General features: G+C 67.9%; 17 protein-coding genes. 8 read left to right on the top strand and 9 right to left on the bottom strand.

Annotated features, from left to right (window positions below; translation table 11 throughout):
• Positions 1 to 55: 55 nt before the first annotated feature.
• The 4 genes from RZE79_RS02380 (at position 56) to RZE79_RS02365 (ending at position 5099) form a co-directional block, all read left to right on the top strand.
• Positions 56 to 682: a CHAP domain-containing protein gene (locus tag RZE79_RS02380; protein ID WP_319358867.1), complete on the top strand. Its 627-nt coding sequence runs from the start codon at positions 56 to 58 to the stop codon at positions 680 to 682.
• 20 nt (positions 683 to 702) lie between these two features.
• A complete protein-coding gene (locus RZE79_RS02375; protein WP_319358866.1) occupies positions 703 to 1470 on the top strand; it encodes a class II glutamine amidotransferase in 768 nt (255 codons plus the stop codon).
• Between the two features lie 115 nt (positions 1471 to 1585).
• Positions 1586 to 3793 carry a TonB-dependent receptor gene (locus RZE79_RS02370; RefSeq protein WP_319358865.1) on the top strand — a complete coding sequence of 736 codons (2208 nt, stop codon included), beginning with the start codon at positions 1586 to 1588 and terminating at the stop codon, positions 3791 to 3793.
• A gap of 4 nt (positions 3794 to 3797) precedes the next feature.
• Positions 3798 to 5099, top strand: coding sequence for a PepSY-associated TM helix domain-containing protein (locus RZE79_RS02365; protein WP_319358864.1), 1302 nt, complete (start codon positions 3798 to 3800; stop codon positions 5097 to 5099).
• Here RZE79_RS02365 and gshB read toward each other — a convergent pair.
• From gshB to RZE79_RS02320, 9 genes are all read right to left on the bottom strand, one after another.
• Entirely contained in the window at positions 5062 to 6015 is a 954-nt protein-coding gene (gene gshB, locus RZE79_RS02360; protein WP_319358863.1) for a glutathione synthase, read from the bottom strand. The genes RZE79_RS02365 and gshB overlap by 38 nt on opposite strands.
• Positions 6015 to 7298 (bottom strand): benzoate/H(+) symporter BenE family transporter, encoded by a 1284-nt coding sequence (locus RZE79_RS02355; RefSeq protein WP_319358862.1) that lies wholly within the window; start codon positions 7296 to 7298, stop codon positions 6015 to 6017. Before RZE79_RS02355 ends, gshB begins: the two co-directional genes overlap by 1 nt.
• 41 nt (positions 7299 to 7339) lie before the next feature.
• On the bottom strand, positions 7340 to 9208 hold the full coding sequence (locus tag RZE79_RS02350; protein ID WP_153281007.1) for a potassium transporter Kup: 1869 nt from the start codon (positions 9206 to 9208) through the stop codon (positions 7340 to 7342).
• 155 nt (positions 9209 to 9363) lie between these two features.
• Positions 9364 to 10680 (bottom strand): glutamate--cysteine ligase, encoded by a 1317-nt coding sequence (gene gshA / locus RZE79_RS02345; RefSeq protein WP_153281008.1) that lies wholly within the window; start codon positions 10678 to 10680, stop codon positions 9364 to 9366.
• Between the two features lie 184 nt (positions 10681 to 10864).
• Entirely contained in the window at positions 10865 to 12157 is a 1293-nt protein-coding gene (locus tag RZE79_RS02340; protein ID WP_319358861.1) for a glutamate-5-semialdehyde dehydrogenase, read from the bottom strand.
• A 135-nt stretch (positions 12158 to 12292) separates the two neighbouring features.
• Positions 12293 to 13363 (bottom strand): DNA polymerase III subunit delta, encoded by a 1071-nt coding sequence (holA, locus tag RZE79_RS02335; RefSeq protein WP_101488324.1) that lies wholly within the window; start codon positions 13361 to 13363, stop codon positions 12293 to 12295.
• A 20-nt stretch (positions 13364 to 13383) separates the two neighbouring features.
• Entirely contained in the window at positions 13384 to 13905 is a 522-nt protein-coding gene (gene lptE, locus RZE79_RS02330) for an LPS assembly lipoprotein LptE (protein ID WP_153281010.1), read from the bottom strand.
• A 35-nt stretch (positions 13906 to 13940) separates the two neighbouring features.
• Positions 13941 to 16571: a leucine--tRNA ligase gene (gene leuS, locus RZE79_RS02325; protein WP_319358860.1), complete on the bottom strand. Its 2631-nt coding sequence runs from the start codon at positions 16569 to 16571 to the stop codon at positions 13941 to 13943.
• 85 nt (positions 16572 to 16656) lie between these two features.
• The gene (locus RZE79_RS02320) at positions 16657 to 18141 is read right to left on the bottom strand and encodes an NAD(P)/FAD-dependent oxidoreductase (protein ID WP_319358859.1); all 1485 of its coding nucleotides are present in this window, start codon (positions 18139 to 18141) and stop codon (positions 16657 to 16659) included.
• A 130-nt stretch (positions 18142 to 18271) separates the two neighbouring features.
• Here RZE79_RS02320 and RZE79_RS02315 point away from each other — a divergent pair, with 130 nt between their 5' ends.
• From RZE79_RS02315 to glgC, 4 genes are all read left to right on the top strand, one after another.
• The gene (locus RZE79_RS02315) at positions 18272 to 19939 is read left to right on the top strand and encodes an alpha-amylase family glycosyl hydrolase (protein ID WP_319358858.1); all 1668 of its coding nucleotides are present in this window, start codon (positions 18272 to 18274) and stop codon (positions 19937 to 19939) included.
• A gap of 5 nt (positions 19940 to 19944) precedes the next feature.
• Entirely contained in the window at positions 19945 to 22131 is a 2187-nt protein-coding gene (gene glgB, locus RZE79_RS02310) for a 1,4-alpha-glucan branching protein GlgB (RefSeq protein WP_319358857.1), read from the top strand.
• Positions 22132 to 22960: 829 nt separating this feature from the next.
• The gene (gene glgX / locus RZE79_RS02305; RefSeq protein ID WP_319358856.1) at positions 22961 to 25045 is read left to right on the top strand and encodes a glycogen debranching protein GlgX; all 2085 of its coding nucleotides are present in this window, start codon (positions 22961 to 22963) and stop codon (positions 25043 to 25045) included.
• Positions 25046 to 25132: 87 nt separating this feature from the next.
• Positions 25133 to 26470 carry a glucose-1-phosphate adenylyltransferase gene (glgC, locus tag RZE79_RS02300; protein ID WP_153281016.1) on the top strand — a complete coding sequence of 446 codons (1338 nt, stop codon included), beginning with the start codon at positions 25133 to 25135 and terminating at the stop codon, positions 26468 to 26470.
• Positions 26471 to 26480: the final 10 nt, after the last annotated feature.

Raw genomic sequence — 26480 nt, 5'->3', positions numbered from 1 at the left:
GACTAAGCTCGCCGGCGACGGCCCCTGCAGGGCCGCGCTTGCTGCTTCACCGTCCATGCCCCGTTTCATCACCCGCCGCGCCGTCGTCGTTCTCGCTGCCCTTGTCCTCGTCGCCCTGCTCGGCCTGTGGGGCGCGAGCCGCTTCAATGTCAACCCGACGCACGCACCCGGCGAGGTGATCGACCAGTTCGAGGGTGTGCCGGTGTACTTCAACGGCGCCATCAACCACGTCGACGGCCGCAGCCTCGCGCCCGACGGCTACAACATCGGCCTGCGCTGGCAGTGCGTGGAGTTCGTCAAGCGCTACTACTACGAGCGGCACCAGCACCGCATGCCCGAGGCGCGCGGCCATGCCAAGGCTTTCTTCGATGCGGCCGTGCCAGACGGCGCGCTGAACACGGCGCGCAACCTGGTCCAGCACCGCAACGGCGGCGCGAGTGCGCCGGCCGTGGGCGACATCGTGGTGTTCGCGCCGTGGCTCTTCAATCCCTACGGCCACGTGGCGATCGTGTCGCGCCTGGACGCCGATGCGGTTGAGATCGTGCAGCAGAACCCCGGACCCTTCGGCACCTCGCGCGAGCGCCTGCCGCTGGCGCTCACCCCCGACGGGCGCACGCAGCTGGGCACCGAACGCGTACTGGGCTGGCTGCGGCTGCCCGCCGCCGTCTCCTCCTCATCCTGAATCGCGGTCTAATCACAGCCATGTGCCAATTGCTAGGGATGAACTGCAACACGCCGACCGACGTGACCTTCAGCTTCACGGGGTTCGCGCAGCGCGGTGGCCGCACCGACCACCATGCCGACGGCTGGGGCATCGCGTTCTTCGAGGACCGCGGGCTGCGCCACTTCGTCGATCACCAGCCGGCCTGCGAATCGCCGGTGGCCGAGCTGATCCGGCGCTACCCGATTCAAAGCCGCAACGTCATCGCGCACATCCGCAAGGCGACGCAGGGCGAAGTGAATCTGCAGAACTGCCACCCGTTCGTGCGCGAGCTGTGGGGCCGCTACTGGGTGTTCGCCCACAACGGCGACCTGAAGGACTTTCGCCCGCGCCTGCACGGCAATTTCCATCCGGTGGGCAACACCGACAGCGAACACGCCTTCTGCTGGATCATGCAGGAGCTGGCCAAGTCGCACGCGGGCGTGCCCAGCGTCGAGGAGCTCACGCTCACGCTGCGCGAACTGGCGCCGCAGCTCGCGGCCCACGGCACCTTCAACTTCATGCTGTCGAACGGACAGGCGCTGTGGGCGCATGCCTCCACGAACCTCTGGTACGTGGAACGCCGCCACCCCTTCGTGACGGCGCAGCTCTCGGACGAAGACCTGGAGATCGACTTCGCCGAGCACACCACGCCCACAGACCGCGTGGCCGTGGTGGTGACGGCGCCGCTCACCACCAACGAGACCTGGACGCCCTTCACCTCGGGCGAGTTGCATGTGTTCGTGGACGGCCAGCGGATGCCGCGCTGAGGCGAAAAACTCAGTCTTTTGACTGACACTTTTTTGCAACAGTGCAAGAAAGTACCGGCCAGTAAGTGCAAACTATGAACAATAACTGTTCTCATTTGCTAACGGCCGCTCTTTCATGCCCGCCTCTCCTTTCTTCCTCCGCCCGACCGTGGCCGCCTCGCTGCTGGCCCTTCACGCCTTGACGGCCCTGGCGCAAACGCCCCCGGCCGAAACTGCAGCCCCTGCCAGCGGCACGCTGAGCACCGTCACCGTCGAAGCCAGCGCCGACGCCTCGGCCGAAGGCCTGACCAAGCCCTTCGCGGGCAGGCAGGTGGCGCGCGGCGGGCGCGTGGGCATCCTGGGCAACCAGGACATGATGAGCACGCCGTTCTCGAGCACCAACTACACCAACGAGCTGATCCAGGACCAGCAGGCCAAGAGCGTGGCCGACGTGCTGCTCAACGACCCATCGGTGCGCCAGGCGCGCGGCTTCGGCAACTTCCAGGAGCTGTACGTGGTGCGCGGCTTTCCCGTGTACTCGGACGACGTGGCCTACAACGGCCTGTACGGCATGCTGCCGCGCCAGTACATCGCCTCTGAATTCTTCGAGCGCGTGGAAGTGTTCCGCGGCGCCAACTCCTTCCTGAACGGCGCCGCGCCCGGCGGCAGCGGCATCGGCGGCGCGATCAACCTGCTGCCCAAGCGCGCGCCCAACGAGCCGCTCACGCGCGTCGGATTCGGCGTGCAGACCGGCGGCCAGGGCTACGTGAACCTCGACCTCGCGCGCCGCTTCGGCCCCGACGACAGCCTGGGCGTGCGCGTGAATGCGGCGCGCCGGGAAGGCGGCACCGGCGTGCACAAGGAAAGCCAGCAGCTCAGCGCCTTCGCCGTCGGCCTCGACTGGCGCAACCGCAACGTGCGCCTGTCGGCCGACTTCGGCTATCAGGACTACGACCTGAAGGACGGCCGCCCGAGCCTCACGCCCTCGTCGGCGCTGCCGATTCCGCGCGCGCCCGACGCCAGCACCAACTTTGCGCAGCCCTGGAGCTACTCGACGGAAAAGGACAAGTTCGCCACCTTCCGCGGCGAAGTCGACATCACCGACAACATCACAGCCTGGGCCGCCGGCGGCGTGCGCCGCAGCGACGAAGACAACGTGCTGGCGAACCCGACCCTGAACGACGTGTTCGGCAACACCAGCGGCACGCGTTTCAGCAACACGCGCAAGGACCGCATCGGCACCGCCGAACTCGGCGTGCGCGGCACCTTTGCCACCGGCCCCGTGAAGCACACGGTGGTGGCCTCGGCCGCCACGTACAGCAACGACCGCGACAACGCCTACACGATCTCGCGCGGCAGCCTGCGCAACAACATCTACGCGCCGTACGCGTCGCCCTACCCGGTCGCCAACAACTTCACCGGCAACACGCTGGAAGACCCGCGCCTGACCGACAAGATCGACACCTCGAGCGTCGCCATTGCCGACACCATGTCGTTCATGGACGACCGCCTGCTGGTCACGCTCGGCGTGCGCCGCCAGACCATCGAGCAGACCAGCTTCGCCTACACCACGCTCAAGCAGTCGAGCACCTACGACAAGAGCAAGACCACGCCGGTGGCCGGCGTCGTGTTCAAGATCACGCCGACCGTGTCGGCCTACGCCAACTACATCGAAGCGCTCGTCAAGGGCAACGTGGCGCCCGGCACGGTGAACAACCGCCCGGTCACCAATGCCGGCGAGGTGTTTGCGCCGTACCAGGCCAAGCAGAAGGAAGTGGGCGTCAAGTACGACGGCGGCTCGCTGGGCGCGAGCGCCGCGTTCTTCACCACCGACCAGCCGGTCTACCAGTACGCGGGCCAGACCTACGGCCTGTACGGCAAGCAGCGCAACCAGGGCCTGGAGTTCTCGGTGTTCGGCCAGCCGGCCAAGGGCCTGCGCCTGCTCGGCGGCCTGACGCTGCTCGACGCCAAGCAGAAGAACACGCAAGGCGGCGCCACCGATGGCCGCACGGCCATCGGCGTGGCCAAGCAGCAGGCCAACCTCGGCGCCGAGTGGGACGTGCCGGGCGTGCGCAACCTGTCGCTGAACGCGCGCCTGCTGTACACGTCCAAGCAGTACGCCAACGCCGCCAACACGCAGCAGATCCCGGGCTGGACGCGCTTCGACATCGGCGCGCGCTACCTGGTCGACCTGGGCAACGGCCGCGCGCTCACGCTGCGCGCGCGCATCGACAACCTGTTCAACAAGTCGTACTGGGCGTCGGTGGGTGGCACGCAGGGCTCCAACTACCTGACGCTCGGCGCGCCGCGCACTTTCTCCGTGAGCGGCACCATCGACTTCTGACGCGATGCGCGCCATTGCGACCGCCATCCACCGCTGGGCGGGCCTGGCGGTTGCGCTGTTTCTTGTCGTCTCGGGCCTGACCGGCGCCGTCATCTCGTGGGACCACGAGATCGACGGCTGGCTCAACCGCAAGCTGTACGACACCACGGCGCGCGGCCCGTTCAAGGACCCGTTCGACCTGGCCGCCGCGGTCGAGGCGCACGACCCGCGCGCGCGGGTCGCGTACATGCCGCTGGGTTTCGAGGAAGGCCACGCGGCCGGCTACTTCGTGCAGCCGCGCACCGACCCGGCCACCGGCAAGCCCTTCAAGCTGGGCTACAACCAGGTGTTCGTCGATCCGGTCACGGCCGAGGTGCGCGGCCGGCGCGACTCCACGGCGATCTCGCTCAAGCCCGAGACGCTGATGCCGTTTTTGCGCAAGCTGCACTACATGCTGCACGTGCCGGCGATGTGGGGCACCGACCGCATCGGCTGGTGGATCATGGGCACGGTGGCGCTCGTGTGGCTGCTCGACAGCTTCGTCGCGCTCTACCTCACGATGCCGCGGCGCCTGCGCAAGGCGGTGCACCCGACGCATCGTCCTGCGGGTGCCTGGTGGCAACGCTGGAAGCCTTCGTGGACCGTGCGCTGGGCGGCCGGCGGCTACAAGCTCAACTTCGACCTGCACCGCGCGGGCGGGCTGTGGATCTGGGGGCTGATCATCGTCGTGGCCTTCACCTCGTTCTCGCTGAACCTCTACAAGGAGGTGTTCCACCCGATGCTCTCGCTGGTCTCGAAGACCACGCCGGGCCCGTCGGCGCTGGTGCCGCTCGCGCCGCTGGGCACGCGCATCGAACCCACCATCGGCTTCCGCGACATCGTGGCGCAGGCCGATGCCGAAGCGCGGCGCCTCGGCTGGACGACGCCGCTGGGCGGCGCGTTCTACAACGCACGCGGCGGCTTCTACAACGTCTCGTTCTTCGACCACGCCACGCACGACGACAGCGACGGCATGGGCCTGTCGAACCTCTATCTGGACGGGCGCGACGGCCACGTCATCGGGAGCAACCGCCCGTGGCACGGCACGGCGGCCGATGTGTTCGCCCAGTTGCAATTGCCGCTGCACGGCGGGCGCATCCTGGGTTTGCCGGGCCGCATCCTGATGTCGGCGCTGGGGCTGGTGGTGGCGATGCTGTCGATCACCGGCATCGTCATCTGGGCGCGCAAGCTGCGCTCACGTCGCCTGCAGGCGCGGCGCGAGCGCGAGGCGCGCACCGCGGCCGCGGGGCTCAGGCAGGACGCAGCGCTTTCTCCAGCGCGTCGATGAACATCTTCGGCACGTCGAAGCCGGTCTGCTCGGTGATCTCCTGAAAGCAGGTCGGGCTGGTCACGTTGATCTCGGTGACCGAGTCGCCGATGACGTCGAGCCCGATCAGCAGCAGCCCGCGCGGCGCGAGCACCTTGCCGATGGCCTCGGCGATCTCGCGGTTGCGCGCCGTGAGCGGCTGGGCCACGCCCTTGCCGCCGGCCGCGAGGTTGCCGCGCACCTCGGTGCCCTGCGGAATGCGCGCCAGCACGAAGGGCGCCGGCTCGCCCGCGATGATCAGGATGCGCTTGTCGCCCTGCGTCACCTCGGGCACGAAGCGCTGCACCATGATGGTTTCGGCGCCGTCCTTGTTGAGCGTCTCGACGATGGAGCCGAGGTTCAGCGCATCCTGCTTGACGCGGAAGATGCCCATGCCGCCCATGCCGTCGAGTGGCTTCAGGATGATGTCGCCGTGCTCCGCATGGAAGTCGCGCACGGCCTGCGCGCTGCGCGTGACCAGCGTGGGCGTGACGAACTGCGGAAACTCCATGATCGCGAGCTTCTCGGGATGGTCGCGCAGCGCACGCGGCGAGTTGACCACCTGCGCGCCTTCGCGCTCGGCCTGCTGCAGCAGGTGCGTCGAGTAGATGTACTCGGCGTCGAAGGGCGGATCCTTGCGCATGAGCACGGCGTCAAAGTCTTTCAGCGCCTTCGACTCGATGATGTCAACGTGGTACCAGTCTTTTGCGTCGCCCGTGAGCGTGATCTGCTGCACCACGGCCGAGACGAGGCCGCCCGAGGTCCACTGGATGTCCTGCGGCAGGCAGGCCGCGATGCGGTGGCCGCGGCGCTGGGCCTCGCGCATCATCGAGAAGGTCGTGTCCTTGTAGATCTTGAACTGATCGAGCGGATCGGCGACGAAGAGGATGTTTTTCATCAGGCGTTCTTTCCGGCGCCGGGAACGGCGGCTGTGGAGGGGGTTTCTGGCGGCATGTTGCCGGAAGCGGCGATGTCCTTGTCGGCCGGGGCCTTTTCAGCGGGCACCTGCGCGCGTGCGCGGCCGAGCTGCTGCACCGCCAGCGCCACCGCACCGGCCACCACGCCCCAGAAGGCGGAGCCGATGCCGGCGAGCGTCACGCCCGAGAGCGTGACCAGGAAGGTGATGAGCGCGGCCTCTCGGTGCGCCTCGTCGCGCACCGCCGCGGCCAGCCCGCCGCCGATGGTGCCCAGCAGCGCCAGCCCGGCGATGGCCGCGACCAACTCTTTCGGAAAGGCCGTCAGCAGGCCCGTGACGGCCGCACCGAACAGGCCGATCACCACGTAGAGGGCACCGCAGCTCACGGCCGCCGTGTAGCGCCGCGCCGGGTCTTCGTGCGCCTCGCGGCCCATGCACATGGCGGCCGTGATCGCGCTGAGGTTGAGCGCAAAGGCACCGAAGGGCGCGAGCACCAGCGTCGCGAGGCCGCTGATCGTGATGAGCTTGCTGACCGGCAGATCGCTGAAGCCGCTGGCGCGGATCGCCGCCACGCCGGGCAGGTTCTGCGAGGCCATCGTCACGACGAACAGCGGCAGCGCCAGGCTCACGATCGCCTGCCAGGTGAACACCGGCGCCGTGAACACCGGCCAGGTGAGCGAGAACTGCACAGCCGACCATGCCAGCTCGCCGCGCGCGGCCGTGAAGGCGATGGCCACCAGGAGCGTGAGCGGCACCGCGTAGCGCGGCAGCAGTCGCTTGCCGACAAGGTAGGTGGCGAGCATCAGCAGCACCAGCGGCAGCGCGGTCTGCGCCGCCGTGAAAGCCGACATGCCGAAGCGCGCAAGCACGCCGGCCAGCAGTGCCGAGGCGATGGCCATCGGGATCTTGTTCATCACGCGTTCGAACCAGCCGGTGGCGCCCGCGAGCACGATCAGCACCGCGCTCACGATGAAGGCGCCCACCGCCTCGCCCATGCCGTAGCCCGTGCCGGCCACGGCCAGCACGGCCGCACCGGGGGTGCTCCAGGCAATCATGACGGGCTTGCGCCACCACAGCGAAGGCAGCGCCGAAGCGAGCCCCATGCCGATGCCCAGCGCCCACATCCACGAGGCCGTCATCTCCGGCGTGGCGCCGAAGGCCTGGGCGGCCTGGAACACGATGGCCACCGAACTCGTGAAACCCACGAGCACGGCGACGAAGCCCGCGGTGAAGGCCGAAAGGCTCAGGTCCTTGAAGAATCGCATGGCGCGATTTTGCCGGGGCACGCGGTGTGGCGCCGCGTGCCTCAGATCTCGATCTTCGAACCCAGTTCGACCACCGCGTTATTGGGCAGCCCCAGGAAGGCCGCCGCACCGCTCGCGTTGTGGTGCATCTGCGCGAACAGCTTCTCGCGCCACGGCGCCATGCCGCTGCCCAGCGTGGGAATCACGACGTCGCGCGAGAGGAAGTAGCTGGTCGTCATCGGCTCGAGCTGGCAGCCGCGCATGCGCGCGTTGTCGAGCGCGCGCGGCAGGTCGATGTCGTTCTTGAAGCCGTAGTGCACGATCACCTGCCAGCAGTGGTTGCCCAGCGCATCGATCTCGATGCGCTTGTCCATCGGAATCCAGGGCACCTCGTGGTTGCGCACGGTGACGAACATGTTCTGCTCGTGCAGCACCTTGTTGTGCTTGAGGTTGTGCAGCAATGCGTTGGGCACCACGCCCGGTTCGGCCGTGAGGAACACGGCCGTGCCGTCGACGCGCGCGGGCGGGCTCATGAACACCGAACCGAGGAACGACTTCAGGTCGATCGCGTCGGCGTGCTGCGCCTCGCCCATGAGGCGGCGGCCTTCCTTCCAGGTGATCATCAGCGTGAACACCGCGCCGCCGATCAGCAGCGGGAACCAGCCGCCTTCGAACAGCTTGAGCAGGTTCGAGGCGAAGAACAGGAAGTCGACCACGAAGAAGATCGCGGTCGCGCCGATGCACAGCGCCAGCGGCAGCTTCCACGCGTAGCGGATCACGAAGAAGGTGAGGATCGTGGTGATCAGCATGTCGGTGGTCACGGCAATGCCGTAGGCCGCGGCCAGGCTGCTCGAGGTGCGGAACATCACGACCGCCAGCACGATGGCGACGAACAGGCCCCAGTTGACCAGCGGAATGTAGATCTGACCGGCCGTGCGCACGCTGGTGTGCTCGATGTTCAGGCGCGGCAGGTAGCCCAGCTGGATCACCTGGCGCGTGACGCTGAAGGCGCCGGTGATGAGCGCCTGCGAGGCGATCACCGTGGACAGCGTGGCCAGCAGCACCAGCGGAATGAGCGCCCATTCAGGCGCCATCATGAAGAACGGGTTCTTCACGGCCTCGGGGTTCTCCAGCAGCAGCGCGCCCTGGCCCAGGTAGTTGAGCGTAAGCGCCGGCATGACGACCGAGAACCACGCGATGCGGATCGGCTTCTTGCCGAAGTGGCCCAGGTCGGCGTACAGCGCTTCGGCGCCGGTCACGCACAGCACCATGGCGCCCAGCAGGATGAAGCTGGTGCCCGGGTTGTCCCAGATGAACTTCAGCGCGAACCAGGGGTTCAGCGCCTTGATGATTTCGGGGTGGTGCGCGATCTGCCACACGCCCAGCACGGCGATGGCCGCAAACCACGCCAGCGTGATCGGGCCGAAGAACTTGCCGATGCCCGCGGTGCCGCGCTTTTGCACCGCGAACAGGCAGAACAGCACGACCAGCGTGATCGGGATCACGTAGTGCTTGAAGTGCGGCGACACCACCTCCAGGCCCTCGACCGCCGACAGCACCGAGATGGCCGGCGTGATGACGCCGTCGCCGTAGAAGAGCGAAGTGCCGAAGATGCCGACGATCAGCAGCAGCTGGCGCAGCCTCGGCTTGTCGGTCACGGCCTGGGAGGCCAGCGCGAGCATCGCGACCAGGCCGCCCTCGCCTTCGTTGTCGGCGCGCAGCACGAGCACGACGTACTTGATCGACACGATGACCGTGAGGGTCCAGAAGAACATCGACAGGATGCCGTAGACGTTCTCGACGGTGAACGGCACATGGCCGTGACCGAAGACTTCCTTGACCGCATAGAGAACGCTGGTGCCGATGTCGCCGTAGACGACGCCGATGGCGCCGACGATGAGGCCGGCAGAGATGTTTTTGGGGGCTGACACGAGGTCGATGGGAAAAGGGCGGCTCGCAGTGATCGACGCGTCAGTCACGCCGGGATGCCGCGGCCGCGCCGCGCATCCCTCCGCCCTTTGGGTTCCTTTGCTGTGGGGCTGCTATTTTGCCGCTGCCCGCCCGCGCCGCAACCCGCCTTGGCCGCTCATTCGTAGATTTCGGCGTCCGGATCGGTCGCTTCCATCTCGTAGCTGGCCGCGACCATGGCCAGACGGCCCACCACGCCATACATGTAAAAACGATTGGGGGCGCTGGCACCGGGCTTGGCGCCCGGCTGCGGCAGCTGCGCACTTTCCGAGAAGGCCAGCGGCACGTAGCTGGCGCCCGGCTGCTTGAGGTTCTCGTCGGCGGCGCGCTCGGCGTGCACGCGGTAGAAGCCGCCCACCACGTAGCGGTCCATCATGTAGACCACCGGCTCGGCCACGCCGTTGTGCACGCGCTCGTTGGTGAGCACGCCTTCCTGCACGATCAGCTCGGTGGGCTCGCGCAGGTCGCGCCCGGCGCTGGTCTTCGCGGGCGACGAGGTGGCGGTGCGCGACTTGCCGATGAGCGCCTCGACCTCTTTCGCGTCGCGCACGGTCACGACGCCGGGGCTGCCGCTGCCGCTGTGGCCGCCCTTGACGACCACGAACGGCTTCTCGTTGATGCCGTATTCCTTGTACTTGCGGCGCACCTTGGTGAGCACCGCGTCGACATGGCTGGTGAGCACGTCGATGCCGCGACCCTCGGCCACGTCGACGCCTTCGGCGCGCGCGTAGATCGGGTTGATGAGCCACGGATCGATGCCCAGCAGCTTGCCGAAGCGCTTGCACAGCTCTTCATAGCTGTGCAAATGGTTGCTCTTGCGGCGCACCGACCAGCCCGCGTGCAGCGGCGGCAGCAGGTATTGCTCGTGCAGGTCTTCGAGGATGCCGGGCGTTCCTGCCGAAAGCTCGTTGTTCAGGAGAATTGTGCAGGGATCGAAGTTCTTCAGGCCCAGGCGGCGCTTGGAACGCACCACCGGCTCGAGCGTCACGGTCTCGCCGTTGGGCAACTCGATCTTCTTGGGCGACTTGATGGCCGGATCGACGGAGCCGATGCGCACATTGAGGCCCGCCATGTGGAAGATGCGCACCAGTTGCGCGATGTTGGCGAGATAAAAGGTGTTTTTCGAGTGATTTTCAGGAATGACGAGCAGGTTGCGCGCCTCCGGGCAGATCTTCTCGATGGCCGCCTGCGCGGCCTGCACCGCCAGCGGCAGCATTTCCTTGGTGAGGTTGTTCCAGCCGCCGGGGAACAGGTTGGTGTCGACCGGGGCGAGCTTGAAGCCCGCGTTGCGGATGTCGACGGCGCTGTAGAACGGCGGCGTGTGCTCCATCCACTCGAGGCGAAACCAGCGCTCGATGGCGGGCGTCGAGTCGAGCACCCGCTGCTCCAGTTCGTTGATCGGGCCGGTCAGGGCAGTGACGAGATGCGGAACCATGCAGCGGCCTTGTTGGTTTTGTGCTTAAAGGTGGAGTGGAATTGTAGGATTTGGGGATGGCCGCCCCGATGACAAGCAGCCAACGAGAACAAAGCACCCCAATCCACAACACACGTTGCAAGAACACCGCGGCACGGACCTCGCCGCGCCGCCGGCCCGATGGCCCCAGCCTTTTCGGACCCGACTAGCTGCGAACTTCGCCCTGCCCCAGCACCACGTACTTGAGCGAGGTCAGGCCTTCGATGCCGACCGGACCGCGCGCGTGGAACTTGTCGGTGCTGATGCCGATTTCGGCGCCCAGCCCGTACTCGAATCCGTCTGCGAAGCGCGTGCTCGCATTCACCATCACGCTGGCCGAATCGACCTCGCGCAAGAAGCGCTGGGCGTTGATATGGTCGCGCGTGACGATGGCGTCGGTGTGGTGGCTCGAGTAGCGATTGATGTGCGCAATGGCCTCGTCGACCCCCGACACCACCTTCACGCTGATGACGGCGGCCAGGTATTCCTCGGACCAGTCGGACTCGACGGCATCAAGGATCTTCGCCTGCGGATGGTGCGCCTCGCTGGCGCGCAAGATGGCGGCGGCGGCCGGGTCGCAGCGCATTTCGACGCCCTTGGCGGCGAAGACGGCGGCAATCTCGGGCAGGAAGTGGTCGGCCACCGCGGCCGACACCAGCAGGCCTTCGGCGGCGTTGCAGGGGCTGTACTTCTGGGTCTTGGCGTTGTCGACGATGCGCAGCGCCATGTCGAACTCGGCGGTGTCGTCCACGTACACGTGGCAGTTGCCGTCCAGGTGCTTGATGACGGGCACCTTGGCGTCGCGGCTGATGCGCTCGATGAGGCCCTTGCCGCCGCGCGGAATGATCACGTCGACGAATTCGGGCATGGCGATGAGCTGGCCCACGGCTTCGCGGTCGGTGGTCTGCACCAGCTGCACCGCCTCGACCGGCAGGCCGGCTTCGGCCAGCGCCTCGGACACCAGCAGCGCCAGCGCCTTGTTCGACTCGATGGCCTCGGAGCCGCCGCGCAGGATGGCGGCGTTGCCCGACTTGATCGCGAGGCTTGCGGCCTCGATCGTCACGTTGGGGCGGCTCTCGTAGATCATGCCGAAGACGCCGATCGGCACGCGCATCTGGCCCACGCGGATGCCGCTGGGCTGCTGCTTCATGCCGATGATTTCGCCGATCACGTCGGCCATGCCGGCCAGCTGCTCGCAGCCTTCGGCCACGGTGTCGAGGACCTTGGGCGTGAGCTTGAGCCGGTCGACCATCGGGGCCGACAGGCCGGCGGCCGTGGCGCGCTCCAGGTCCTTCTGGTTGGCAGCAGCCAGCTCGGGGCCGACTTCGCGCAGGCGCCGGGCCAGCGCCTTCAGTGCTCTGTTTTTGGTAGCTGCATCCGCACGGGCCATGAGGAATGCAGCGGCTTTGGCTTGCAGACCGAGGGTCTGCATGTGCTCGCTGACGTTGAACGCGTTCATAGCCCGCATTTTCCAGCATTTGGAATCTCCCCCAGGCTTCGCGCACTTCGTGTCGCTTCTCCAACCCCCTCGCCGGGGGCAACACCAGCGGCCCGGCAAAGCCGGTTCCGCGGTGTTCGCTGGAAAAAGCCCGGGTCAGGCGCGACGTGGCGCCGAGGCCGTGCTGCAGGCGCGGCACAGCATCAGCGCCAGCCGCTGCAGCGCCTGCCAGCCGCTGGCGGGCCAGTCGGGCTGCTTCAGGCCCTTGCAGATGCCGTCGACCAGGTGGGCCGCGCGCAGCAGGCGGGTCAGCATGCGGTCGTCCAGGCGCGGCAGCACGCGTTCGAAGGCGCGCTCGCGCGGGCCCCAGATGCGGTTCTCGCGCAGCGCCATCGGCAGCGGGCGGCCGGCGGCCATGGCGTCCTTCACGCGCTTGAGGGCGCGGATGTCCTCGGCGATCGTGTAGTGCACCAGCACCTCGGCCTCGCCCTCGGCCTGCAGGCCGTCGAGCATGCGCGCCACGCGCTGCGGGTTGCCGGCCAGCACGGCCTCGGAGAGCTTGAACACGTCGTAGCGCGCCACGTTGTTGACGGCGCCCTCGACCTGCTCCCAGCTCAGCTCGCCGGCCGGGTGCAGCAGCGCAAGCTTCTGGATTTCCTGGTGCGCGGCGAGCAGGTTGCCTTCGACGCGGTCGGCAAAGAACTGCAGCGTGCGCTGGCCTTCGTCGCCGGGCATCACGCGCTGGTTCTGCAACCCGAGGCGCTGCGCGATCCATTGCGGCAGCGCGGCGCGTTCGATCGGGTCGACCTGGAGGCTCACGCCGTTGTTCTCGAGCGCCGAGAACCACGCGCCCGTGCGCGTGGCCTTGTCCAGGCGCGGCAGCATCACCAGCGTGAGCGTGCTGTCGTTGCCCGGCGCCGCTTCGGCCAGCTGCTGCAGCGCGACGCTGCCGTCCTTGCCGGGCTTGCCCGACGGAATGCGGATCTCGACGATCTGCTTGTCGGCGAACAGCGAGAGCGAGCCCCCGGCCGCGAGCACCGCGCTCCAGTCGAAGTGCGCGCCGGCCACGGTGTACGAGCTGCGCTCGGTGTGGCCCTGGGCGCGCGCGGCGGCGCGGATGGCGTCGGCCGCCTCCTGCGCGAGCAACGGCTCGTCGCCGTGGATCGTATAAAGCGGCTTCAGGCCCTTTTGCAGGTGGGCGCCGAGCTGGGCACTGGCAAGTTGCATTGAAAGAACGGAAGCGAGGCTTACAGGGACTGCACCGCCGCCAGCCGGCGCATCAACTGCTGCGCGATGTCGGCCTGCATGTCGCGGTACAGCAGATCGGCCTCGCTCTCCTTGGCCAGCGCATTGGTTTCGTTGAAGCTCAGGTCGCGCGTCTGCGAGACCTCGGAGGCGGCCAGCAATTCCTTGCCGCCCGGTGTTCGCAGGCTGAAGCGGGCGCGCAGGCGCAACTGCACCTCGCGCACCAGACCGGCGGAATTGGTCGAGATGACGAACCGGTCGCGGTCCTCGCCCAGCACGACGAGCACGGCGTCGGCGGTACCCGCCTCTTCCTTGGGCACCAGCCGCACGTTGCCGGCCGCGCGCAGCTCGCGCCGCAGCTGGTTGATGAGCGCCGTATTGCCTTCGAGCGACAGCGTCTTGAACGCGAAGGTCGGCGCCTGGCGCAGTGCGAAGCCGCAGCCGGACAGCACCAGCGAAGCGCCTGCGACGCCGAGGCCCAGGAGAAAGCCGCGGCGCGGCTGCGAGGCATTGCGAATGTTCATGCGTCTGTCGTTTCCGTCGTTCTGCAGAGTCTGTGTCAGATGACCACGTTGACCAGGCGCCCGGGCACCACGATCACGCGCTTGGGCGGCGCGCCTTCGGCGAAGTTGACGAAGTCGTCGCAGGCCAGCGCCAGCCGCTCGATCTCGTCCTTCGAGGCACCGGCGGGCACCAGCAGCTTGCCGCGCAGCTTGCCGTTGACCTGCAGCATGAGTTCGACCTCGTCCTGCGCCAGCGCGGCCACGTCGACCACGGGCCAGGGCGCGTCGAGCAGGTCGCCCGATGCCTTGTCGTAGCCGAGCTGCTGCCACAGCTGGTGCGCGATGTGCGGCGTGGCCGGGTACAGGCAGCGCAGCAGGATGCCGAAGCCCTCGCGCGCGGCGGCCGCGTCGCCCGCGCTGCCATCGGGCTTGAAGCCTTCGAGCGCATTGAGCAGCTTCATCGTGCCCGACACCACCGTGTTGTATTGCATGCGCTGGTAGTCGTAGTCGATCTGGCGCAGCACGGTGTGCACCTCGCGGCGCAACGCCTGGGCGGGCTTGCCGAAGCTCTGGCCGGCGAGCGCCACGGGCGCCACGTCGGCCTGGGCCACGCCGTAGTTCCACACGCGGCGCAGGAAGCGGTAGCTGCCTTCGACGGCCGCGTCGTTCCACTCGAGCGTGGCTTCGGGCGGCGCGGTGAACATGGTGTACAGGCGCGCGGTGTCGGCGCCGTACTTCTCGATGAGGTCCTGCGGGTCGACGCCGTTGCGCTCGCTCTTGCCCATCTTGCCCACGCCGCCGTACTCGACCTTCGTGCCGTCGGCCAGCGTGCCGCCGGTGATGCGGCCCTGTGCGTCGAGCACCGCCGTGACTTCGAGCGGCGGGAAGTAGTCCTTGCCGCCCTTCTCGTTACGCGAGTAGAAGATGTGGTTGAGCACCATGCCCTGCGTGAGCAGCTTGGCGAAGGGCTCGTCGGCCTTCACGAGGCCCAGGTCGCGCATGACCTTGGTCCAGAAGCGCGCGTACAGCAGGTGCAGGATCGCGTGCTCGATGCCGCCGATGTACTGGTCCATCGGCATCCAGTAGTCGGCGCCCTCGGCGACCATGGCCTGGTCGTTCTTGGGGTCGCAGTAGCGCATGAAGTACCACGACGAATCGACGAAGGTGTCCATCGTGTCGGTCTCGCGCCGCGCGGCCTTGCCGCACACCGGGCACACCACGCCGGCGTGGAAGCCTTCGTGCTTGGCCAGCGGGTTGCCCGAGCCGTCGGGCACGCAGTCGGTCGGCAGCACCACGGGCAGGTCCTTCTCGGGGACCGGCACCGCGCCGTGTTCGTCGCAATGGATGATCGGGATCGGCGTGCCCCAGTAGCGCTGGCGGCTCACGCCCCAGTCGCGCAGGCGCCAGGTGGTCTGCAGCTCGCCCAGGCCCTTCTGGCCCAGCGCATGCGCCACGGCGGCCACGGCCTCCTTGTAGGTCATGCCGCTGAAGTTGTCGGAGTTGATGGTCACGCCGCGCTGCTTGTCGCCGTACCAGTCCTGCCACTTGTGATAGTCGAAGTGCGGTTCGTCGTCGACCAGCACGACCTGGATGATCTCGATGCCGTACTTGTTGGCGAAGGCAAAGTCGCGTTCGTCGTGCGCGGGCACGCCCATCACAGCGCCGTCGCCGTAGTTGATGAGCACGTAGTTGCCGACCCACACCGGCACCTGTTCGTCGGTGATCGGGTGCGTCACGGTCAGGCCCGTGGGCACGCCCTTCTTCTCCTGCGTGGCCAGCTCGGCTTCGGTGGTGCCGCCGCCCTTGCATTCTTCGATGAAGGCCGCGACCTTCGGATCGAGCGTGGCGGCATGCGCCGCCAGCGGATGCTCGGGCGCGACGGCGCAGAAGGTGACGCCCATGATGGTGTCGGCACGCGTGGTGAACACGTACATGCGGCCATCTTGAATGAGCTTGCCGCTCGCATCCTTGATGTCATGCGTGAAGGCGAAGCGCAGGCCCTCGCTCTTGCCGATCCAGTTTTCCTGCATCAGCTTGACGCGCTCGGGCCAGCCCGGCAGCTTGTGCTGGGTGTGCTCGAGCAGTTCTTCGGCGTAGTCGCTGATCTTCAGGTAGTAGCCGGGGATCTCGCGACGCTCGACGGTGGCGCCGGTGCGCCAGCCCTTGCCGTCGATCACCTGCTCGTTGGCCAGCACGGTCTGGTCGACCGGGTCCCAGTTGACGACCTGGGTCTTGCGGTAGGCAATGCCCTTTTCGAGCATCTTCAGGAACAGCCACTGGTTCCACTTGTAGTAGCTCGGATCGCAGGTGGCGATCTCGCGGCTCCAGTCGATCGCCAGGCCCATGGCCTGGAGCTGGCCCTTCATGTAGGCGATGTTCTCGTAGGTCCACTTGGCCGGCGGCACGCCGTTCTTGAGCGCCGCGTTCTCGGCCGGCAGGCCGAAGGCGTCCCAGCCCATGGGCATCAGCACGTTGTAGCCGCTCATGCGCAGGTAGCGCGTGAGCATGTCGTTGATCGTGTAGTTGCGCACGTGGCCCATGTGCAGCTTGCCGCTGGGGTACGGCAGCATCGAACAGGCGTAGTACTTCTTGCGACCCGCGTCCTCGGTGACACGGTAGACATCGGCGGCGCGCCATTGCGCCTGGGCAGCGGACTCGACGTCGCTGGGTTTGTAGCTGGGGTTCATGACATCTCGGCAGGGCCCGGCTCGACGGCGGCCGGGAAGGCGGATTATCGCGCCGCGCGTGATCGCCCCCGGCCCCGTGCCGGAATCAGGCCCTTTCCTGCGGCGGCGGGGCGGGCGTCCACTCGTCGCCGAACAGTTCCGGCTCGCTGTAGGCCTCCAGATTCGCCCAGTGGTGGGCCGCATCTTCCCGGTAGAACAGGCTGGCGAGCCCCGACGCCAAGCGCCGCGCGCCGTCGCTGATGGCCGGAATGTCGCCCGACACCGTGCCGTGCGACAGCGCCGCCGGGTAGCAGAAGCAGTGGATGCGATCCAGCCCCGGGCAGGCGCCGGGCGCGTTTTCCTGGAATTCGAAGGCCGGCCCGAGGTCGGGCGAATCGGTCAGTTCGCGGTCTTCGTCACCGGGCGCGGGCGTGAAACGGTCTTTCCAGGTGCGAATGTGGGCGGCAATGCCCGCGAATTCAGGGCGGGCGGCCCAGTCGACCTGGAAACCGGTCGACACAATTAAAAAGTCGAATTCAAAGTCGCCCTTGGGCGTGGTCACGCGCAGCGCCTCGCCCTGCGGCGCCACGGCCAGGATCGGGCAGCCGAAGTTGAAAAAGGCATTGGCGTGCCGCGACACTCGCAGCGTGCTGCCATGCGGCGGCGGCACGTTCAGCACGTTGATGTAGTGGCGAATGCGCCATTTGAGCTCGTCGGGCAGGTCGTAATGCCCCTGCGTGAGCCCCGGCACGCCGGCGCCCTTGCCCTTGTTGACGCGCGGCAGGTCGGGCCGGCGGATCAGCAGTTCGACGCTGTGCGCGCCGGCTTCGAGCGCCGTGGCGGCGCTGTCCATGGCCGAGGAGCCCGCGCCGACCACGCCCACGCGCAGGCCCTTGAGGCGGCCGTAGTCCATCTCGTCGGAGGAATGCGCCCACCTGGCGCGCGGCAGGCCGTCCACGAACGCGGGCACGGCCGGGCCGCCGAGGCCGTCGCGGCCGGTGGCCAGCACGACGCGGCGCGCCAGCACGCGGCGTTCGCCGTCGGGCGTGCGCAGGTCCAGGCGCACGGCGCTGGTGTCGGGCAGCGGCTGCAGGCCGGTGACGGCGGTGTCGTTGCGCACGTCCACGCCCATCACGCGGCGGTACCAGACCAGGTAGTCCATCCACTGCAGGCGCGGGATCTTGTCCATCGCGGCCCAGGCCTCGGTGCCGAACTGGGCCTCGAACCAGGCACGGAAGGTCAGCGAGGGCAGCCCCAGCGCAGGGCCCGTGAGTTCCTTGGGCGAGCGCAGGGTTTCCATGCGCGCCGTGGTGGCCCAGGGGCCTTCGCGGCCGGCCGGCGCGCGATCGAAGATCACGGCACGGATGCCCTGCTGCGCCAGCGCGCCCGCCGCGGCCAGCCCGGCCTGGCCGCCACCGATGATGGCCACGTCGAGCACGGGCTCGCCGTCGATCTGGCGCGGCGGCACCCAGGCGCGGGCGGGCCAGCCGAGGTAGTCGAGGTCCTGGGCGAGCCGGCGTTCGAGCGCAGCGAGGCCGATGGGTCGGGCGGAAGGAGCGGAGGGGGAGAAAGCGGTGTCGTCGGTGGTCATCGGTCGGGGGCGGGACGGCAGCGTCCCGCCCTCCTGAATTTACCCACTTCTTGCGCGGCGGCTGTCCGCATCAGCGTACTGCTGGCCCGGATTTCGCGTGCCACAATGAATTTCGACCACAGGGGCAGGCATGAGCGGCAGCAACAGCGAATGGTGGCGGGGCGCAGTGATCTACCAGATCTACCCGCGCAGCTTCATGGACAGCAACGGCGACGGCGTCGGCGACCTGCCCGGCATCACGTCGAAGCTCGACCACGTCGCCAGCCTCGGCGTCGACGCGGTCTGGGTCTCGCCCTTCTTCCGCTCCCCCATGAAAGACTTCGGCTACGACGTGGCCGACTACCGCGCGGTCGATCCGCTGTTCGGCACGCTGACCGACTTCGACGCCATGCGCGCACGCATGCACGCGCTGGGGCTGAAGCTCATCATCGACCAGGTGCTTTCGCACACGTCCGACCAGCACGCCTGGTTCGTCGAAAGCCGCAGCTCGCGCGACAACCCCAAGGCCGATTGGTACGTCTGGGCCGACCCCAAGCCCGACGGCACGCCGCCCACCAACTGGCTCTCGGTCTTCGGCGGCTCGGCCTGGCAGTGGGACTCGCGTCGGCGGCAGTACTACCTGCACAGCTTTCTCACCGAGCAGCCCGATCTCAACTTCCATTGCGCCGAGGTGCAGGACGCCCTGCTCGGTGAGGTGCGCTTCTGGTGCGAGCGCGGCGTGGACGGCTTCCGCTTCGACGCCTGCAACCACCAGTTCCACGACGCGCTGCTGCGCGACAACCCGCCGGCCACGAGCGCGTCGATCGACGAGGTCAGCACCGTGCGCGCCGACAACCCGTATGCGATGCAGCAGCACCTGTACGACAAGAGCCAGCAGGAGAACCTCGTGTTCCTCGAGCGCCTGCGCCAGCTGCTCGACGGCTACGGCGCGGTCGCGCTGGGCGAGGTCGGCGACGAGAACGCGCCGCCCGTCATGGCGCAGTACACCGAGCTCGGCAAGCGCCTGCACCTGGCCTACAGCTTCAGCCTGCTCACGGCCGACCACAGCCCGAAGCATTTGCGCCATCAGGTCGAGACGCTCGACGCCGCGCTCGCGCCCACGGGCGGCTGGGGCTGCTGGGCGGTGTCGAACCACGACGTGCCGCGCGTCGCCACGCGCTGGAGCGACGGCGCCGCGCCCGACACGCGCCGCAACCGGCTCTGGCTGGCGCTGCTGCTCGCGCTGCGCGGCAGCGCCAGCCTCTACCAAGGCGAAGAACTGGGCCTGCCCGAGGCCGACGTGCCCTTCGAGCTGCTGCAAGACCCCTACGGCCGCGCCTTCTGGCCCGAGTTCAAGGGCCGCGACGGTTGCCGCACGCCGATGCCCTGGACCGCCGACGCACCGAACGCAGGCTTCAGCACCGGCACGCCCTGGCTGCCGGTGGACAGCGCGCACCTGCCGCTGGCGGTCGCGCAACAGGAGAACGCCCCCGACTCGATGCTGGCCTTCAGCCGCGCGCTGCTGCACTGGCGCCGCACGCAGCCGCTGCTGCGCACGGGTGCGCTGGCGTTTGTCGATGCACCCGAGCCGCTGCTGCACCTCGTGCGAAGCGAGGGCGATGCGGTGCTGCATGCGATCTTCAACACGGGGAGCGAACCGGTGTCGATCCCGTTGCCCGGCCTGTGGGTGCCGCTGACCGGGCACCCGCTCGCATCGACCGCGACCGTCACCACCGATCCCCCCTCATCAAAGCCCCTGCTGACACTGGCGCCATATGGCGTGTGCTTCGGCATGCCCGCCGCAGCAGGAGGACGCTGAACCCCATGCCCCCTTCTTCTCCTTCTTTCCTCAAGCCGGCCGACATCCACGCGCTGATGCGCGCCGAACACGGCGACCCATTCGCCGTGCTCGGCCCCCACGAGGCGGCCGAAGGGCTCGAGGTGCGCGCGCTGATGCCCGGCGCGCGGCAGGTGGCCGTGGTGCATTCACGCACCGGCTGGCCGCTGTCGATCCTCGCGCGGCATGAAGGCACCGACCTGTTCAGCGGCCTCGTGCCGGCGGCCGAGGCGCGCATGGGCTATTCGTTCCAGGTCGACTGGGACGCGGGCCATGCCACGCGGCTCGAAGACCCCTATCGCTTTCCTTTCGTGCTCGGCGAGACCGACGTGTGGCTGCTGGCCGAGGGCACGCACCTGCGGCCGTGGGAGCGGCTGGGCGCGCACCTGCGCGAGATCGACGGCGTGAAGGGCGTGGCCTTTGCCGTGTGGGCGCCGAATGCGCGGCGCGTGTCGGTGGTGGGCGACTTCAACAACTGGGACGGCCGTCGCCACATGATGCGGCTGCGTCGCGAATGCGGCGTGTGGGAAATCTTCGCGCCGCACGTCGCCGTGGGCGACAGCTACGAATTCGAGATTCTGTCGGCGCAGGGCGAGGTGCTGCGCAAGGCCGACCCCTTCGCGTTCTCGTCGCAGCTGCGGCCCGGCACCGCCTGCGTCGTGGCACCGCTGCCCGCGCCGGTGCCGATGCCCGCCGGTCGCGCCGAGGCCAATGCGCACGGGGCACCGATCAGCATCTACGAAGTGCACCTGGGTTCATGGCGCCGCAAGCACCACGGCCAGGAATGGCTGGACTACCGCGAGCTGGCCGACACGCTCGTGCCCTATGTGCGCGACCTGGGCTTCACGCACATCGAACTGCTGCCCATCACCGAGCACCCCTTCGACGGCTCGTGGGGCTACCAGCCGATCGGCCTCTATGCGCCGACCTCGCGTTTCGGCACACCCGGCGACTTCCGCCGTTTCGTCGAAGCCGCGCATGCCGCGGGGCTGGGCGTGATCCTCGACTGGGTGCCCGCGCACTTTCCGACCGATGCGCACGGCTTGGGCAACTTCGACGGCACCGCGCTGTACGAGTACGCCGATCCGCGCGAGGGTTTTCACAACGACTGGCAGACGCTGATCTTCAACTACGCCCGCACGGAGGTGCGCAACTACCTCGTCGGCAACGCGCTGTACTGGCTGGAGCGCTACGGCGTGGACGGCCTGCGCGTGGATGCGGTGGCGTCGATGCTGTACCGCGACTACAGCCGCAAGGCCGGCGAGTGGGTGCCGAATGCGCAGGGCGGACGCGAGAACCTGGAGGCCATCGATTTCCTGCGCCGCATGAACCGCGTGGTGGGCGTGGAGCGTCCGGGCGCGGTGACGATCGCCGAGGAGTCGACGAGCTTTCCTGGTGTGACGCGACCGCCGGAAGACGGCGGGCTGGGGTTTCACTACAAGTGGAACATGGGGTGGATGAACGACACGCTGGCGTATGCCGGGACCGATCCGGTCTATCGCAAGCACCATCACCAGCAGGTCACGTTCGGGCTGATGTACGCGCACAGCGAGAACTTCGTGTTGCCGCTGTCGCATGACGAAGTGGTGCATGGGAAGGGGTCGATGATCGGGCGCATGCCGGGGGATGAATGGCAGAAGTTCGCGGGGTTGCGCAACCTGTATGGGTACCTCTGGGGTTATCCGGGGAAGAAGTTGCTGTTCATGGGGGGGGAGTTTGCGCAGTACGCAGAGTGGAATGCGGATCGCGGGTTGGACTGGCATTTGCTGGAGCATGCGGCGCATCAAGGGGTGCGGCGGTTGGTGCGCGATCTGAATAACGTGTATCGGCACTTTCCTGCTTTGCATGAACTGGATCACGAGGGTTCTGGGTTCGAGTGGCTCGTGCATGACGATGTGGCGCAGTCGGTGTTTGCGTTTGTTCGTCGGGCGCGGGACGGGGCGTTTGTTTTAGTGGCTTGCAACTTCACGCCTGTGGTTCGGGAGGGGTATCGGCTTGGCGTTCCTGTCGCGGGGGCTTATCGCGAAATCATCAATACCGATGGTTCGGTGTATGGCGGTAGCGGCGTGGGGAACGGGGTGGTTGAGAGTTCTTCTGTGGCTTGGCATGGGAAGGGCGACTCGATCGTGATCCGCGTGCCGCCACTCGCTACTTTGATGTGGGTGTTGGCTTGAAACGCTCTGGGCTTTTTTGCTTTCCGAGGCCGGGTCTCGCCCCGGCGGGCGACCTACTTTTCTTTGCTTCGCCAAAGAAAAGTAGGCAAAAGAAAGGCGACCCTGCTGTCTGCGTCCCTCCGCTTCGCTGCGGGCAACCTGCGGTGCTCGCATTTCGCGGGGTCTCGCCCAAACTCGCTTCGCTCAAACAAGGGCGAGCCCTGATCCGCGAAACGCTGCGCTCCTCGGCGCATACAGAAGGGCTTGGGGATCCAGCAGGCCTTCGCTTTGCTCGGCCAGTCCACGGGCCTTCGCTTCGCTCGGCGGGGATGGGCGCCGGGGGGCTTGAAGACATGCCGGGCTTCGCTTCGCCGTTTGACTGGCTCCCTCTCCCTCTGGGAGAGGGTGGGGGTGAGGGCCGACGGCACGGAAACATCGCCTGGCCCGCACAAAGGCCGATGCCCTCCCCCGCTCCCTCTCCCCAAGGGGAGAGGGAGCCAGTCCGGCCGCCGAACAAAGCAGCGGCCCAAAAACCACAACAAAGCCGAGCGAAGCAAAGGCCCGATTGCAAGCCGAGCAAAGCGATGGCCCGTTCGGTGCCCACCCCCTCTGTATGCGCCGAGGAGCGCAGCGTTTCGCGGATCAGGGCTCGCAGCTGTTTGAGCGCAGCGAGTTCTGCGAGACCCCGCGAAACGCGAGCACCGCAGGTTGCCCGCAGCGAAGCGGAGGGACGCAGACAGTGGGGTCGCCTTTTCTTTGCTTACTTTCTTTTGGCGAAGCAAAAGAAAGTAAGTCGCCCGCCGGGGCGAGTCCCGGCCTCGGGAAACAAACGCTCAGGAGCACAAGCAACATGCTGAGCCCAGGCCATCCCCTCCCCTTAGGCGCAACGCCATCACCACAAGGCGTCAACTTCGCAATCGCAGCCCCATCAGCAAGCAAAGTAGAACTCTGCCTCTTCGACAACACAGGCCAGAGCGAACAGCAACGTTTAGCGCTCCCAGAATGCACAGACGGCATCTGGCACGGCCTGCTCCCCAACGCAAGACCCGGCCTGATCTACGGCTACCGAGTCCACGGCCCCTGGGCCCCCGCAGAAGGACAGCGCTTCAACCCCGCCAAGCTCCTCCTGGACCCCTACGCCCGAGAAATCCTCGGCCACTACAACGGCAGCGACCTCTTCCTGGGCCACGCCCCCACAAACCCAACCCAACGCGACATCCGAGACAACGCCCCCATCGCACTCAAAGCCCGCGTCACAGCCCCCAACAACACCCCCCAAACAACAGGCCGCCCCCACATCCCCCCCACCGACCGCGTCCTCTACGAGTTGCACATCCGCAGCCTCACCCACCAACACCCAGGCGTACCAGAACCCTTGCGCGGCACCTACGCAGGGCTAGCCGAACCCGCCGTCCTCGACCACCTGCAACGCCTGGGCGTCACCACCCTCAGCCTCATGCCCGTGCAGCACCGCGCCGACGAACCGCGCCTGCTCGCCCAAGGCCTGACCAACCACTGGGGCTACAACACCATCGGCTGGTTCGCCCCCGAGGCGCGCTTCTGGAGCGGCCGCCCCGGCACCACGCCCGCGAGCGAGTTCCGCGCGATGGCCGATGCGGTGCATGCGCGCGGCATGGAACTGGTGATCGACGTGGTCTACAACCACAGCGCCGAGAGCGACGAGCTCGGCCCGACGCTCTCGCTGCGCGGCATCGACAACGCCCTGTACTACCACCTGCGCGCCGACGACCGCGCGCTGTACGAGAACTGGGCCGGCACCGGCAACTGCCTCAACCTCGGCGAACCGCGCGTGCTGCAACTCGTGATGGACAGCCTGCGCTTCTGGGCCTGCGAGATGGGCGTCGACGGCTTCCGCTTCGACCTTGCGCCCGTGCTGGGCCGCGACGCACAGCGCGGCTTCGATGCACGCGCGCCCTTCTTCGCGGCCATCGCGCAAGACCCGGTGCTGTCGCGCACGCTGCGCATCGCCGAGCCCTGGGACATCGGCCCCGGCGGCTACCGGCTCGGCGAGTTCCCGCCGGGCTGGCTCGAATGGAACGACCGCTTCCGCGACACGCAACGCGGCTTCTGGCTGCGCCAGGGGCGCGAGGGCGCCACGGGTTTGGGCGACTTCGCGCACCGCTTCACCGCCTCCAGCGCGAGCTTCGCGCACGATGGCCGCGCACCGACCGCGAGTGTCAACTTCATCACCGCACACGACGGCTTCACGCTGCGCGATCTCGTGAGCTACGAGGCGCGCCACAACCTCGCCAACGGCGAAGACAACCGCGACGGCCACGCGCACAACCTGAGCACCAACTGCGGCGTCGAAGGCCCGAGCGACGACCCCGCCGTGCGCGCGATGCGTGCCCGCCTGCAACGCACGCTGCTCGCCTCGCTGCTGCTGTCGCAGGGCACGCCGATGCTGCTGGCCGGCGACGAACTCGGCCACAGCCAGAACGGCAACAACAACGCCTACTGCCAGGACAACGAGACCACCTGGCTCGGCTGGATCGGCTGGATCGGCCTGTCGGACCCGGCCAGCGAACGCGCGCGCCTCACGGCTTTCGTCGCGCGGCTCACCGCCCTGCGGCGCGAGGCGCCGGTGCTGCGCAGCGCGCGCTGGTGGCCGGCCGAGCCACCGGCCGGCGCCCCACCGGGCCTGCGCTGGCTGCGTCCCGACGGCCAGCCGATGGCACCGGCCGACTGGCACGCGGGCACGGCCCTTGCGATCCTGTTCGGGCATGCCGAGAACGCCTGGCTGGTGCTGGTGAATGCGGGCCCGAGCCCCGCCACCTTCACGCTGCCGGACGGCGACTGGCACTGCTGCCTTGCGACCGACGCCGAAGACGCCGACGATCTGCGCACCGCCCCCCGCCCGCTGGAACGCGTGGTGGAGGTTCCGGTTTCGAGCCTCTGGCTTGCAAGAACGTAGGAGCCAAGCTCACAGCACAGTGCCAGACTCGCTGCGGACACTCTGACGACGAACGAACAACGAACGACTGAACGAACGGAGACACAGATGGACAAGCTCAACACCCAGGGCACCCCGGCCACGCAGCCGCCCCTGCAGGCCCATCAACTGGTCCGCCGCACCATCGCACTGGTGCTGGCCGGCGGCCGGGGCTCCCGCCTCAAGCAGCTCACCGACCGCCGCGCCAAGCCGGCCGTGTACTTCGGCGGCAAGTTCCGCATCATCGACTTCGCACTGTCCAACTGCCTGAACTCCGGCATCCGGCGCATGGCGGTGGTCACGCAGTACAAGTCGCACTCGCTCATGCGCCACCTGCAGCGCGGCTGGAGTTTCTTGCGTGCCGAACTCAACGAGATGGTCGACGTGCTGCCCGCGCAGCAGCGCATGGGCGACGAGCACTGGTACCGCGGCACGGCCGACGCAGTGTTCCAGAACCTGGACATCATCAGCACCCGCTCCACGCCGCACGACTACGTGGTGGTGCTGGCCGGCGACCACATCTACAAGATGGACTACTCCGTCATGCTCAAGGACCACGCCGAGCGCGGACTGGGCTGCACCGTCGGCTGCATCGAGGTGCCGCGCATGGAGGCCACGGCCTTCGGCGTGATGGCGGTGGACGACGGCCGGCAGATCACCAGCTTCCTCGAGAAGCCGGCCGATCCGCCCGCCATGCCGGGCCACCCCGACATGGCACTGGCCAGCATGGGCATCTACATCTTCGACTCGGCCTACCTGTACCGGCTGCTCGAGGAAGACAACGCCAACCCCGATTCGAGCCACGACTTCGGCAAGGACATCATCCCGCGCGCCGTGGCCGAGGGGCGCGCGCTGGCGCATCCGTTCAGCATGTCGTGCGTCACGCGCGCCTCGCGCGGGCCCGACGCCAAGGCCTACTGGCGCGACGTGGGCACGATTGATGCATTCTGGGCAGCCAACCTCGACCTGGCCTCGATCACCCCGGAGCTCGACATCTATGACACGGACTGGCCCATCTGGACCTACCAGCGGCAGCTGCCGCCGGCCAAGTTCGTGCTCGACCGCGAGGGCAAGCACGGCATGACGGTCAACACCATCGTCTCGGGCGGCTGCATCGTCTCGGGCTCGAAGATCAGCAGCGCGGTGCTGTTCTCGGGCGTGCGCATCCACTCCTTCTGCGAGATCAACGAAGCCGTGCTGCTGCCCGACGTCGAAGTGGGCCGCGGCTGCCGGCTCAACCGCGTGGTGATCGACCGCGGCTGCGTGATCCCCGACGAAACGGTGATCGGCGAAGACGCCGAAGCCGATGCCGCGCGCTTCGAGCGCACGGAAACAGGCGTGGTGCTGGTCACGCGCGAAATGCTGCACCGGCTGGCGCCCGACCCCGTGCCCGCCGCCGTTCAATAACCGAAGCACC

Source organism: Variovorax sp. EBFNA2 (assembly GCF_033802765.1).
GTDB classification, from domain to species: domain Bacteria; phylum Pseudomonadota; class Gammaproteobacteria; order Burkholderiales; family Burkholderiaceae_C; genus Variovorax; species Variovorax paradoxus_H.
This window is presented reverse-complemented; position numbering and strand designations above follow the sequence as displayed.

What these genes read in the sequence shown, in the direction of transcription:
- RZE79_RS02380 (WP_319358867.1), top strand. Translation starts at nt 56, where the DNA reads ATGCCCCGTTTCATCACCCGCCGCGCCGTCGTCGTTCTCGCTGCCCTT.
- RZE79_RS02340 (WP_319358861.1), bottom strand. Translation starts at nt 12,157, where the DNA reads ATGAACGCGTTCAACGTCAGCGAGCACATGCAGACCCTCGGTCTGCAA.
- RZE79_RS02355 (WP_319358862.1), bottom strand. Translation starts at nt 7,298, where the DNA reads ATGCGATTCTTCAAGGACCTGAGCCTTTCGGCCTTCACCGCGGGCTTC.
- RZE79_RS02315 (WP_319358858.1), top strand. Translation starts at nt 18,272, where the DNA reads ATGAGCGGCAGCAACAGCGAATGGTGGCGGGGCGCAGTGATCTACCAG.
- gshA (WP_153281008.1), bottom strand. Translation starts at nt 10,680, where the DNA reads ATGGTTCCGCATCTCGTCACTGCCCTGACCGGCCCGATCAACGAACTG.
- lptE (WP_153281010.1), bottom strand. Translation starts at nt 13,905, where the DNA reads ATGAACATTCGCAATGCCTCGCAGCCGCGCCGCGGCTTTCTCCTGGGC.
- gshB (WP_319358863.1), bottom strand. Translation starts at nt 6,015, where the DNA reads ATGAAAAACATCCTCTTCGTCGCCGATCCGCTCGATCAGTTCAAGATC.
- RZE79_RS02370 (WP_319358865.1), top strand. Translation starts at nt 1,586, where the DNA reads ATGCCCGCCTCTCCTTTCTTCCTCCGCCCGACCGTGGCCGCCTCGCTG.
- RZE79_RS02365 (WP_319358864.1), top strand. Translation starts at nt 3,798, where the DNA reads ATGCGCGCCATTGCGACCGCCATCCACCGCTGGGCGGGCCTGGCGGTT.
- RZE79_RS02320 (WP_319358859.1), bottom strand. Translation starts at nt 18,141, where the DNA reads ATGACCACCGACGACACCGCTTTCTCCCCCTCCGCTCCTTCCGCCCGA.
- RZE79_RS02375 (WP_319358866.1), top strand. Translation starts at nt 703, where the DNA reads ATGTGCCAATTGCTAGGGATGAACTGCAACACGCCGACCGACGTGACC.
- leuS (WP_319358860.1), bottom strand. Translation starts at nt 16,571, where the DNA reads ATGAACCCCAGCTACAAACCCAGCGACGTCGAGTCCGCTGCCCAGGCG.
- glgB (WP_319358857.1), top strand. Translation starts at nt 19,945, where the DNA reads ATGCCCCCTTCTTCTCCTTCTTTCCTCAAGCCGGCCGACATCCACGCG.
- holA (WP_101488324.1), bottom strand. Translation starts at nt 13,363, where the DNA reads ATGCAACTTGCCAGTGCCCAGCTCGGCGCCCACCTGCAAAAGGGCCTG.
- glgX (WP_319358856.1), top strand. Translation starts at nt 22,961, where the DNA reads ATGCTGAGCCCAGGCCATCCCCTCCCCTTAGGCGCAACGCCATCACCA.
- glgC (WP_153281016.1), top strand. Translation starts at nt 25,133, where the DNA reads ATGGACAAGCTCAACACCCAGGGCACCCCGGCCACGCAGCCGCCCCTG.